Raw genomic sequence first — 13,091 nt, 5'->3', positions numbered from 1 at the left:
GTAAATAAGAGGAGGTTTTCATGCCAGATACAGGTAAAAAGATATTGATAATAGATGGACACAGCATACTTAACAGAGCTTTTTACGGGCTTCCGGATCTCACCAACTATGAGGGACTTCACACGAATGCTGTCCTCGGTTTTCTTAATATTATATTCAGGATAATCGACGAAGAGAATCCGACAAATGTATGCGTGGCATTTGACGTTAAACAGCCTACATTCAGACATCTTGTGTACAAAGAGTATAAGGGCACAAGAAAGCCTATGCCGGATGAACTGCGGGAGCAGGTACCACTCATAAAAGAAGTCTTGACAGCGATGAACGTCACCATAGTTGAGAAGGGTGGTTATGAGGCTGATGACATTATAGGAACATTGTCAAGAGTTGCAGATTCTGCCGGATACAAAGTCGTGATAGTATCGGGTGACAGGGATCTTCTGCAGCTTGCAACAGACAATATCCTCGTCCGTATTCCGAAGACAAAAGCAGGTGGAACCACGATAGAGAACTATTACGCAGATGATGTGAAGGATCTCTACGGAGTTACACCAGTCCAGTTTATAGATATGAAGGGACTTATGGGAGATACGTCAGATAACATCCCAGGGGTTCCCGGAATAGGCGAGAAGACCGCATCCAAGATCATTCAGCAGTGGGGATCTGTGGCCGGAGCTCTTGAACATATAGACGAGATCAAACCTCCTAAAGCCCAGAAAAATCTTGCGGAGTTCTCAGAACAGGCAATAATGTCCAGGGAACTTGCAGCGATCAAGCTTGACTGTGAACTGGATTTCAAGCTTGAGGATACCACATATGAGAACGCGTTTAATGACAGTTCATACAACATTTTCAAAAGGCTGGAATTCAAGAGTCTCTTAAAGAAGTTTGACAACAAGCAGACCGTAAGTGAACTGAAACCGGATATAACAGTGGTAAATTCTACAGCCGACTTTGCTTATATTGAGGATGCTGCAAAGAAATCAGAAGCTGTCGGTGTATACGTTGCCCACAGTGATGACATGATGCTCGGCATAGCCATTGCCTGTGATTCAAAGAATGTGTATGTGATAAACTGTTCATCTGGTATAGATCCTGATGAGGCAGTCAAATTCATATACGATCTGAAGAATGCCGGAATCATCATATGCATGGAGGATCTTAAGAGCGCGCTGAAATATGTAGATTTTCATGAATGTGACACAAATGTACTTGATATAGGAGTGGCAGCATATCTCCTCAATCCGATGGAGGATTCATACGATTACGATGATGTCGCAAAGGAATATCTTGGCAACATACTTCCTTCTGAGAAGGAACTCATCGGCAAAGATGAATTGAATATATTTACATTTATAAGTGATAATTTCCTTGAAGTATTTTCGTACAAGGCGGTCGTTCCGCTCCTTGCAAAGGATATCGTCATGGATAAGCTTGCCAAAGAAGGCATGCTTGAATTGTACAATAAGGTTGAGCTCCCTACCGTTTACACCTTATACGACATGGAAAAACGCGGAATAAGAGTCGACAAGACAGAACTTGAGGAATATAGCAAAAAACTTGAGAAGAGGATTCAGGAGCTTCACGATTCGATAATCGGTTACGCAGGAAAAGAGTTCAATATCAATTCTCCGAAGCAGCTTGGACCTATCCTTTTTGAAGATATGGGAATACCTGGTGGCAAGAAGACCAAGACGGGCTACTCAACAAGTGTGGATGTACTTGAGAAGGTCAAGAACGAACATCCGATCATAGGGGATATTCTGGAATACAGACAGCTCACAAAGCTTAATTCCACATATGCAGTGGGGCTTGTAAATTATATATCAGATGACGGACGTATCCATGGAACATTTAACCAGACCATCACGGCAACTGGAAGAATCAGTTCCACGGAGCCAAATCTTCAAAATATACCTATGAAGCTGGAGCTTGGAAGACTTATAAGAAAGGCATTTATCCCTAAGGAAGGATATGTATTTGTAGATGCTGATTACTCCCAGGTTGAGCTCCGTGTGCTTGCCCATCTGTCAGGAGATGAGGTTATGAAGAATGCCTTTCTGAATAACGTGGATATTCATGCCACTACGGCATCTGAGGTGTTTGAGGTTCCGATTGGTGAAGTGACACCTCTCCAGAGACGGCATGCCAAGGCTGTCAACTTCGGAATCGTGTACGGAATCAGCGCATTTGGTCTGAGTGAGGATCTGGGTATATCCAGAAAAGAGGCTTCCGATTTCATTGCAAAGTATTACGACACCTATAAGAGTATAAAAGCGTATTTGGATGAACAGGTAGCCCACGCAAAGGAAAAAGGCTATGTGACGACTATGTTCGGAAGGATCAGGCCTATCCCTGAGCTGAAGTCATCCAACTTTATGCAGAGGAGTTTTGGCGAGAGGGTTGCCATGAATTCGCCTATACAGGGAACCGCTGCGGACATAATCAAGATCGCCATGGTGAGAGTTAACATGAAGCTCAAGGAGCTCGGACTGAAGTCACAGCTTATCCTGCAGATACACGATGAGCTTCTTATAGAGGCTGCCGAGGATGAAGTGGACATAGTGAAGAAGCTTCTCGTTGATGAGATGATGCATGCCGCAGATATGACCGTACCTCTTGAGGTGGGCGTTGCATCAGGAAATAACTGGTATGAGGCAAAATAATATGAAGATCATAGGAATAACTGGTGGTATCGGTTCTGGAAAAACCGCTGTGCTTGATATAATGCAGCGAGACTACGGAGCATTCATTATGGAGGCCGACGCCTTGGCTCACAGACTCATGGAACCGGGACAGATATCATACAATGACATAGTGGAACACTTTGGAAGAGATATTCTTGATGAAGACAGCAGGATCGACAGAGCAAAGCTTTCAGCGGTCGTTTTCAGCGATCAGAAGCAGCTCGATATCCTCAATTCCATAACTCACCCAAATGTAAAAAAGGCCATTCTTGAATCCATGGAGGAGCAGAAAAAGTCAGGATGCAGACTATACGTTCTTGAAGCTGCACTGCTTATCCAGGATGGGTATTTGGACATCTGCGATGAGATGTGGTATGTCTATGCAGACGTTTCAAAACGAATTGAACGTTTGTGTGCTTATCGCGGATTTACCGATGAAAAAGCAAGAAAAGTCATCGCTTCGCAGGAGCCTGACAGCTATTATGAGAAAAATTGTTCAAAAAAGATAGACAATTCAGGTAATTTAGAAAAATTGAGAAACCAGCTTAAGCTGGCGATGGGAATTGAGTGTTAGATTTTTTTAGTTATTATCACGGATTGTACGGATAAAAAGACAATTTTTTTGGCTATTTCTATTGAGAATAATGGGGCAATGAGTTAAACTTTAACTATGTGTGTTTTCATTATTTCAAAGGGGGAAATAAACATGAAGTTTATTGATCAGTTAAAAGAAAAAGCCAAACAGAATAAGAAAACGATCGTACTGCCTGAGACATCAGACATGAGAACAATCGAGGCAGCCGGCAAGGTATTGGCAGAGGGCATTGCGAACATTATCCTGGTTGGAGACAAGGAAGATATCATGAGCAGAGCTGGTGATATCGATCTCAGCGGAGCATCATTTGTTGACCCTAAGAATTATGAGAAATTTGATGAATACGTGGATGCTTTTGTAGAGATGAGAAGAAAGAAGGGCATGACCGAGGCAAGAGCCAAGGAACTGCTTTTAACAAACCCATTATATTTTGGATGTATGATGGTTAAGCAGGATGATGCAGACGGTATGGTTGCCGGTGCGATCAACGCATCAGCAGATGTGCTCCGTGCAGCACTTCAGACACTGAAGACTGCTCCGGGAACAAGAATCGTATCAGCATTCTTCCTGGTTGTAGTTCCAGATTGTCAGTATGGTGCCAACGGAACATTTGTATTTGCAGATGCAGGACTCAATCAGAGCCCGTCAGCGTCAGAGCTTGCAGATATCGCAGAGCAGTCAGCGAAGTCATTTGAACTTCTGGTTGATGAGACACCTGTTGTGGCTATGCTGTCACATTCAACAAAGGGAAGCGCAAAGCATCCTGACGTTGACAAGGTTATTGAAGCTACAGAGATCGTTAACGCTGAGTTCCCTGACCTTCTGTGTGATGGTGAGCTTCAGTCAGATGCAGCACTCGTTCCTGAGGTTGCAGCATCAAAGGCACCTGGAAGCAAAGTTGCAGGACATGCGAATGTTCTTGTGTTCCCTGATCTTGATGCAGCGAACATCGGATACAAGCTTGTACAGAGACTCGCAAAGGCTGATGCATATGGTCCTGTTACACAGGGTATTGCAAAGCCTGTAAACGACCTGTCAAGAGGCTGTGTTGCAGACGATATAGTTGGAGTTGTTGCCATAACAGCTATCCAGGCTCAGGCTCAGGAGGACGGCAGAATGAAGGTAACTCCAAAAGAGAGATAGTAAAAGATAATTTTTAAAGATGATTTATTTACACATAAGTTGTGCAGGAGGATTGAAATGAAGGTTCTTGTAATTAATTGTGGTAGTTCATCACTGAAGTATCAGCTTATTGATTCTGATACAGAGGCTGTTATAGCAAAAGGACTGTGTGAGAGGATCGGTATCGACGGAAAGCTCACACATCAGACTATGGGTAAGGATAAATATACAGTGGATGCCGCTATGCCGGATCACAATGCTGCTGTAAAATTTGTTCTTGACGCTCTTCTTGATACAGATAAGGGAGCTATCGCTTCACTGTCAGAGATCGACGCTGTTGGACACAGAATAGTTCACGGCGGTGAGAAGTTTGCGAATTCAGTAGTTATAACAGACGAAGTAATGGCGGCCATAGAAGAGTGTAATGATCTTGCACCACTTCACAACCCTGCCAACCTCATTGGAATCAGAGCATGTCAGGCACATATGCCGGGTGTTCCTATGGTTGCGGTATTTGATACAGCATTCCACCAGACCATGCCTGATAAAGCATATACATATGCAATACCTTACGAATATTACGAGAATTATAAGATAAGAAGATACGGTTTCCACGGAACAAGCCACAGCTTTGTATCCAAGAGACTGGCAGAGCTCATAGGCAAAGATATCAAAGATACCAAGCTTATCGTATGTCACCTTGGAAACGGATCAAGTATCACTGCGGTTGACGGCGGTAAGTCAGTGGACACTTCCATGGGACTCACACCTCTTGCAGGTCTTCCTATGGGAACAAGAAGCGGTGATATAGATCCTGCTATCCTTGAGTTCATTGCCGGCAAAGAAGGCAAGAGCGTTGAGGAGATAACAACTATTCTTAATAAGAAGTCAGGTGTATCAGGACTTTCGGGCGTATCAAGTGATTTCAGAGATCTTGACGCTGGTATGAAGGAAGGCAATGACAGATGCCGGCTCGCTCTCGATGTATTCTGCTACAGTGTCAAGAAATATATTGGAGCATATGCAGCTGCAATGGGAGGTCTTGATGCGATAGCGTTTACGGCAGGAATCGGAGAGAACAATCCATATGTAAGAAGAGTTTCAACAATGGATCTTTCATTCATGGGTATCGATATAGATGAGACTAAGAACGAGATCCGCGGCGAAGAGCAGAAGATCTCCACTGACGCTTCAAAGGTTCAGGTATGGGTAGTTCCTACAAACGAAGAGCTTGCCATTGCAAGAGAGACTGTAGAGCTTGTTACAAAATAAGTCTTCTGTATAACGACAGGATTCAGTTGACGGAATTGTATAAAAATTTTGCAATATTTTGTTGACAATAAATATCTGTATATGTATAATAGCAGATGTGCGATTTTTAGGAGATATTATGTTAATTGATTTATCTGAGATTTTATCCACTGAGGGATTGACTAAAAGCGTTGAAGTACATGTAGACTTTGATAATTTCCAGTTTAAGGGAATGGACTACCGGATTGGACAGGCAGATGATTTTCAACTGAATCTGTCGAATGACGGCAAGAACAGAGTCAAGGTTACCGGAAGCACTGATGTTGTCATGGAGCTTGTGTGTGACAGATGTCTGGAGGAGTTTGAGAGAACTTTCCATATAGATATCGACACAGTTATTGATACTTCCGTTTTGGATTCTGATAAGGTAGATGAGATAGATGAGTTAAGCTATTTTGAAGACTGTAATATCGATATGGACGCACTGTTGAAAAAGGAACTGATGGGTTTAGTTCCAATACAGATTCTGTGCAGGGATGACTGCAAGGGACTCTGTAAGGTGTGTGGAACGAATCTGAATCATGGTACATGTAACTGTGATGATTTTGTTCCTGATCCGAGATTATCAGTTTTTAATGACATCTTAAAGAATTGAGGAGGTGTGAATAATGTCAATTTGTCCAAAGAATAAGAGCTCAAAGGCTAGAAGAGATAAGAGAAGAGCTAACTGGAAGATGTCTGCACCAGCATTAGTTAAGTGCAGCAAGTGTGGCGAGTTAATGGTTCCACACAGAGTTTGTAAGAACTGCGGTTCATACAACAAGAAAGAGATTATCTCAGTTGCTGAGTAATTTCCAGTTCTCACTCGGTATTTGAGTAGTAGAATAAACAAGACCTTTCTTATTTTTATAATAAGGAAGGTCTTTTTTCGTGCACATATATACATAGCGGTTTGTATATTTGTACTGAAATATTTGACTTTGACAATTCAGAAATATATAATGACCTTGTGCGTTTGCACCTAAAAATAATTATATGGTGGGATATCCCATAATACACGTAAGATAGGAGAGTTTTGATATGGGCGATACAAGAATTGTAGTAGATGCTATGGGCGGAGATTATGCACCGGAGTGGATCATAAGAGGTGCTGTAGAAGCTGTGAACGAAGGGGCAAAGGCTCATATAATTCTCACTGGAAAAGAGGCTGTCATAAAGGGTGAGCTTGCAAAATACACATATGACACCTCCAAGATAGAGATAAAGAACTGTACTGAGGAGATCACATGTCACGATGCACCTGTTCAGGCAATCAGAAGCAAGAAAGACTCATCACTTACAGTTGGAATGAATATGGTAAAAAGTGGAGAGGCTGACGCAATAATCTCAGCCGGAAGCTCAGGAGCCATCCTTGCAGGAGGACAGCTTATCGTCGGAAGATCCAAAGGTGTGAAGAGATCACCTCTGGCACCACTCATCCCTACGACCAAGGGATATTCGCTTCTTATTGACTGCGGTGCTAATGTGGATGCGAGACCTGAGCATCTGCTTCAGTTTGCAAAGATGGGTTCCATATATATGGAGAACATCGAGAAGATCGAGAAGCCAAGAGTAGCCATCGTCAATATTGGTGACGAGGAGGAGAAGGGTAACGCCCTCGTAAAGGAGACATACCCACTGCTCAAGGAATGTAAGGACATCAATTTTGTTGGAAGTATAGAAGCTCGTGAGATTCCAAATGGTGCTGCAGATGTCATCGTATGTGAAGCATTTGTGGGAAATGTTATCCTCAAGCTGTACGAGGGACTTGCAAAAATGCTGCTTGGAGAGATCAAGAAAGCGGTCATGTCTTCATTCAAGTCAAAGATCGGCGGTGCACTTATAAAGGATTCCCTCGGAGAGCTCAAGGAGAGATTCAACGCCAAGACAAAGGGTGGAGCACCTCTTCTTGGACTTAAGGGACTCGTAGTAAAAATCCACGGCAACTCACACAACGAAGAAGTTAAAAGTGCAATATTCCAGTGTATCAGTTTCAGCGAGACCGGTGTAAATGCCAAGATAGCTGATAAGCTGAGTGAGGAGCAGGCATAATGAAGAAGGATTATGGTGAGCTTGAAAAAAGAATAGGATACGAATTCAAGGATATAAGACTTCTGATAACGGCTCTGACACACACGTCATTTGCAAATGAGCTTAAGGTTAATAAAACTGAGTCATATGAGAGACTTGAGTTTCTCGGGGATGCCATCCTTGAGTATATTGTGAGTGACTATCTCTTCCACAAGAAGAGAGAATATGAGGAGGGAAAACTCACAAAGCTGAGGGCAAGTCTCGTATGCGAATTTACTCTTTCACAGATATCCGAGAGTCTTGGATATGGCAAATTTGTCCTTCTTAGCAAGGGTGAAGCCCAGACAGGCGGAAGAACAAGGAAATCCATTCTGTGTGATCTCTTTGAATCCGTTCTCGGTGCGATGTATCTTGATGGCGGAATGGATGTCGCCAAGAAGTTTGTCCATCAGTTCCTGCTGGATGACGTTGAGACAAAATCATTGTTCTACGATGCAAAGTCAACCCTTCAGGAATTCTGCCAGAAGAATGGAAAAGAATTAAAGTATGAGCTCATAGAGGAGAAGGGGCCTGAACATAACAAGATATTTGTATCGGATGCCATGATAGATGGCCAGGCTACAGCCAGAGGTGAGGGTTCAAACAGAAAAAACTCCGAACAGATGGCTGCATACAAAACATTGTTACAATTAAGAAAAAAGCAGGATTAATTTATGTATTTAAAGAGTATAGAGGTAAATGGCTTCAAGTCATTTGCAAACAAGATAGTATTCAAATTCAATCACGGAATAACCTGTATCGTTGGACCTAATGGTTCGGGTAAGAGCAATGTAGCGGATGCAGTGAGATGGGTTCTGGGTGAACAGAGTGCCAAGAGTCTCCGTGGTTCCAAGATGGAGGATGTCATTTTCTCGGGAACACAGCTCAGAAAGCCGCAGGGCTCCGCATATGTTGCCATAACTCTTGACAACAGCGATCACAGCCTTCCTATAGATTATAATGAAGTCACAGTTGCAAGACGGGTATACAGATCAGGAGAGTCTGAATATCTGATTAACGGTACTGTCAGCAGACTGAAGGATGTATATTCTCTCTTCTTTGACACTGGTATCGGTAAGGAGGGTTATTCAATCATCGGACAGGGCCAGATCGAGAAGATCCTCAATGGTAAACCTGAGGAGAGACGAGAGCTTTTTGACGAGGCTGCCGGAATCGTAAAGTTCAAGAAGAACAAGGCTGCTGCGGAGAAATCACTTGAAGCAGAGAGGGACAATCTCAGCCGTGTCAACGACATTCTCAAGGAGCTTGAAAAACAGGTCGGACCACTCAAGGAGCAGTCTGAGACCGCAAGGAAATACCTGGCATTTAAAAATGAATTAAAAAAACTCGATGTGAATGCATTCCTTCTCGAGACAGAGAAACTTAAAACAGCTCTCGAGGAAGATCAGAACAGGCTCACTATCGTAAACGATGATATAGATGAGAGCAAGCAGGCGTATGAACAGACAAAGGAAGAATACGACCAGATAGAGACTGCTATAGAGCAGCTCAATTCCATAATTGAGTCATCTAAAAACGAGATTCATGAGAACAGGCTTGCAAAAGAGCGTGCTGAAGGTGAGATAAATGTTATCAACCAGCAGATAATCACACTCAAAATGAACGATCAGAACATACATGATCAGATAGACCGAATCAACAGCCAGATCGAGTCCGGCGAGGAAGAACTCGCAGATTACACATCCCAGAAAGATGAACTGGATGACTCTATCTCAGAAGTTGAACAGGCACTTAAAACAGCCCAGAAGGAAAGCTCCGACATGACCTCCTACATAGAGGCCTGCCAGCAGGAGATTGAGAGCTGCAAGGCTGACATCATAGAATATATGCATGAGAGCGGTAATCTCCAGGCAAAGGTCGGAAGATATGACGCCATGCTGGAGAATATCAACTTTAGAAAGACACAGCTCAACCAGAGACTTCTGCAGTTTAAGAGCGACGATGCCGGGGACAAGAAGGAATATGAGTCACTGTCATCACAGCTTGCCGAACTTGAGGCGGGAGTAAAGGTCATTCTCGCGGGATTGGACAGTGCAACCGATCAGCTTGCCCAGAATCAGAATAGAAACAAAACTAACCGTGAGCTGATCCACAACACCAACGAGAAGCTTTCGGCCACAGAGTCCAAGATGGAGGCTCTCAGAAATATAACTGAGAGATACGACGGATACGGCAACAGTATCAGACGAGTCATGGAACAGAAGCAGTGGAATCCGGGCATAATAGGCGTTGTTGCGGACATAATCACGGTAAATCAGAAGTACGAGGTCGCTGTGGAGACTGCCCTTGGCGGAAGTATACAGAACATTGTCACTGAGGACGATGCCACTGCCAAGAGAATGATCTCATATCTGAAGACCAACAGACTCGGACGTGCAACATTTCTTCCGCTTAACACCATAACAGACCGCGGTTCCGTCAGAAATGATGTGCTCAGGGAAAAAGGAGTCATAGGAGTTGCATCAGATCTTGTTGAGGTCGATTCCAAATTCAACACGCTGGTAAAGAACCTTTTAGGCAGGATCATAGTTGTCGACAATATCGATAATGCCCTGGCAGTAGCGCGTAAGAACAATCAGTCGCTCAGACTTGTCACCATAGAGGGAGAACTGATAAATCCGGGCGGATCAATGACCGGAGGTGCATTCAGGAATTCCAGTAACCTTCTCGGAAGGAAGAGGGAGCTGGATGAACTCAAGGAGCAAATCGATAACCTGAAATCAACAGCGTCAAAGGCTGCGGCTCTCGACGCACAACTTAAGACTTCAAGAGATCAGCTCAGACAGGATATAGACAAATACAACTCCGAACTGCAGCAGGCATATCTGAAAAAGAATACTCTGACCATGAGTATTGACCAGGTCAAAGAAAAACTTGCCGAATCTGAAAGAGTATTTGTCTCGATTGAGAAAGAGGTAGCAGAGCTCAATAATCAGATAACGGAGATAAACAACAATAAGAATTCTCTTGCCGACAACAACAAAAAGCATGAAGCCATGAGGCTTGAAGCGGAGGCAAGAGTGGAAGAACTTGAGGGACAGGGACAGGAGAACAAGGATAAGCTCACCGCTGCAAACGCAAGGGTATCTGAGCTTATGATTAAGTTTAATTCCGTCAAGCAGAAAGAGGACTTCATTGTAGAAAATATCCGAAGAATAAATATGGATATCGAAAAATACAAGGAAGAACTTGAGGGCTTTACAAGCCGCGTGGAGTCATCATTCAGTGAGATCACAGAGCTGGAAGACAGGATAGCTGCTATAAAGACAGATATCGCAAGCAGAACCGGAAGTATCGCTGACAACGAGGACAAGGTAAACGAATTCTCAGTCAAGAGAGAGGAATTACAGCAGAGCCACAAGGAATTCTTTGCCAGACGAGAAGAACTTTCCGAAAAGATTGCAGGACTCGAGAAGGACTCATACAAGCTCACATCGATAATCGAGAAGAACACTGAGAAAGCAGACGAACTCAGCAACTATATGTGGGAGGAGTATGAGCTTACATACAGCAGTGCCCAGGAACTCAAGGACGATAATCTTCCTGAACTGCCGGCACTAAAGAAGGAGATCGTTGCAGTAAAGGCCAAGATCAAATCCCTTGGAGATGTCAACGTCAATGCCATAGATGACTACAAGGAAGTCTCTGAGAGATACGAATTTCTCAAGGGACAGCATGACGATATAGTCAGTGCGGAGACCAACCTTGTAAATATCATTGCGGAGCTTGAAAAATCAATGCAGGAGCAGTTTGCCGAGAAGTTCAAGGAGATACAGGTCATGTTCGACAAGGTATTCAAGGAGCTGTTCGGTGGTGGACGTGGTGCACTTGAGCTGGTTGATACCGAGGATCTTCTTGAAACAGGTATCAGGATCATAGCACAGCCACCTGGAAAGAAGCTCCAGAATATGATGCAGTTGTCAGGTGGAGAGAAGTCCCTCACCGCCATAGCACTGTTATTTGCAATTCAGAGTCTGAAGCCATCACCTTTCTGTCTGCTGGACGAGATAGAGGCGGCTCTTGACGACTCGAATGTAAGAAGATTTGCACAGTATCTCAACAGGCTTACAAAGGATACGCAGTTCATAGTTATATCACACAGAAAAGGAACCATGGAGGCTGCTGATATCCTGTACGGTATAACCATGCAGGAGAAGGGTGTATCTACCCTCGTATCAGTCAACCTTATTGAGAACGATCTGGATAAATAACAATAGAAGATATTAAACAGGAGGTATGTCATGGCAGAGGAAAAAGAGAAAAAAGGATTTTTTGCGAGACTTAAGGCTGGTCTTGCAAAGACAAGAGATAATATAGTAGAAAGCTTTACAGATGTATTCGGTGCATCCCATATAGATGATGATTTCTATGAGAATCTTGAAGAGACATTTATCATGGCTGATATGGGATATGAGACGACTGAGAAGGTTATAGAGGGACTTAAGCAGAAGGTTGAGGATTCACACATCAAAGAACCTGCTGCCTGCAAGGAACTTGTGATCAATATAATCAAGAACCAGATGTCTGTGGACGATTCAGCGTACGACTTCGAGAATAAGAAGTCCGTTGTGCTGGTCATCGGGGTAAATGGTGTCGGCAAGACAACGACCATCGGAAAGCTTGCTGCCCAGTACCGCCAGAGAGGCAAGAAGGTTCTCATGGCTGCTGCCGATACATTCAGAGCTGCCGCCATAGATCAGTTAAAGACCTGGGCTGACAGGGCACAGGTTGATATAATTTCACACAATGAGGGCGCTGATCCCGCTGCAGTTGTATACGACGCAGTGGCTGCCGCCAAGGCAAGAGATACGGATATCCTTCTCGTTGATACAGCGGGAAGACTTCACAACAAGAAGAATCTCATGGACGAGCTTGCAAAGATGAGAAGGATCATCACAAGGGATTATCCGGAGGCAAATGTTGAGGCGCTCATAGTTCTGGACGGAACAACAGGTCAGAATGCCCTTGAACAGGCAAGACAGTTCAGCAATGTAACTGAGCTTGACGGTATAGTTATCACCAAGCTTGACGGAACTGCCAAGGGTGGTATTGCGATAGCGATCCAGGCAGAGCTTGACGTACCGGTCAAGTTTATCGGAGTTGGTGAGAAGATCGGTGATCTCCAGAGATTTGACCCTCAGGAATATGTCAACGCATTGTTCGCAGATTTTGACGAGGACAGATCCGAGATCGATATGCTCATCGGCGATGACATGTAATACTACGGCATATATAATGATCATATGTATGTATGTCAATGTACTTATATCTGTGCACAACCATATATGATTTTCAAAAGGATTTTT

The 13,091-nt window shown here is 43.7% G+C and carries 10 protein-coding genes; all 10 read left to right on the top strand.

The window, feature by feature from the left end; all coding sequences use genetic code 11:
- The first annotated feature begins 20 nt into the window (after positions 1 to 20).
- Positions 21 to 2,666: a DNA polymerase I gene (gene polA / locus DXB91_RS00160; RefSeq protein WP_118016538.1), complete on the top strand. Its 2,646-nt coding sequence runs from the start codon at positions 21 to 23 to the stop codon at positions 2,664 to 2,666.
- Entirely contained in the window at positions 2,653 to 3,261 is a 609-nt protein-coding gene (gene coaE, locus DXB91_RS00155) for a dephospho-CoA kinase (RefSeq protein WP_242857267.1), read from the top strand. The genes polA and coaE overlap by 14 nt, the downstream gene beginning before the upstream one ends.
- Positions 3,262 to 3,393: 132 nt before the next feature.
- Complete coding sequence (pta, locus tag DXB91_RS00150) at positions 3,394 to 4,425, top strand: phosphate acetyltransferase (RefSeq protein ID WP_055222666.1); 1,032 nt, start codon at positions 3,394 to 3,396, stop codon at positions 4,423 to 4,425.
- Between the two features lie 57 nt (positions 4,426 to 4,482).
- Positions 4,483 to 5,676: an acetate/propionate family kinase gene (locus tag DXB91_RS00145; protein WP_118016537.1), complete on the top strand. Its 1,194-nt coding sequence runs from the start codon at positions 4,483 to 4,485 to the stop codon at positions 5,674 to 5,676.
- A 118-nt stretch (positions 5,677 to 5,794) separates the two neighbouring features.
- Positions 5,795 to 6,310, top strand: a complete 516-nt coding sequence (locus DXB91_RS00140) for a YceD family protein (RefSeq protein ID WP_117548949.1) — start codon at positions 5,795 to 5,797, stop codon at positions 6,308 to 6,310.
- A gap of 13 nt (positions 6,311 to 6,323) precedes the next feature.
- Positions 6,324 to 6,506, top strand: coding sequence for a 50S ribosomal protein L32 (gene rpmF / locus DXB91_RS00135; RefSeq protein WP_004850916.1), 183 nt, complete (start codon positions 6,324 to 6,326; stop codon positions 6,504 to 6,506).
- Between the two features lie 229 nt (positions 6,507 to 6,735).
- Positions 6,736 to 7,746 carry a phosphate acyltransferase PlsX gene (gene plsX / locus DXB91_RS00130; RefSeq protein ID WP_118016536.1) on the top strand — a complete coding sequence of 337 codons (1,011 nt, stop codon included), beginning with the start codon at positions 6,736 to 6,738 and terminating at the stop codon, positions 7,744 to 7,746.
- Positions 7,746 to 8,435 carry a ribonuclease III gene (gene rnc / locus DXB91_RS00125; protein WP_117548951.1) on the top strand — a complete coding sequence of 230 codons (690 nt, stop codon included), beginning with the start codon at positions 7,746 to 7,748 and terminating at the stop codon, positions 8,433 to 8,435. The genes plsX and rnc overlap by 1 nt, the downstream gene beginning before the upstream one ends.
- A 3-nt stretch (positions 8,436 to 8,438) precedes the next feature.
- Positions 8,439 to 11,996 (top strand): chromosome segregation protein SMC, encoded by a 3,558-nt coding sequence (smc, locus tag DXB91_RS00120; protein WP_022216449.1) that lies wholly within the window; start codon positions 8,439 to 8,441, stop codon positions 11,994 to 11,996.
- 30 nt (positions 11,997 to 12,026) lie between these two features.
- A complete protein-coding gene (gene ftsY, locus DXB91_RS00115; RefSeq protein ID WP_022216450.1) occupies positions 12,027 to 13,004 on the top strand; it encodes a signal recognition particle-docking protein FtsY in 978 nt (325 codons plus the stop codon).
- The last annotated feature ends 87 nt before the right edge of the window (positions 13,005 to 13,091 follow it).

Source organism: Coprococcus sp. OM06-34AC (genome assembly GCF_003462545.1).
GTDB lineage: Bacteria > Bacillota > Clostridia > Lachnospirales > Lachnospiraceae > Coprococcus > Coprococcus aceti.
The sequence above is the reverse complement of the archived record's forward strand: the minus strand, read 5'-3'. Positions and strand labels throughout refer to the sequence as shown.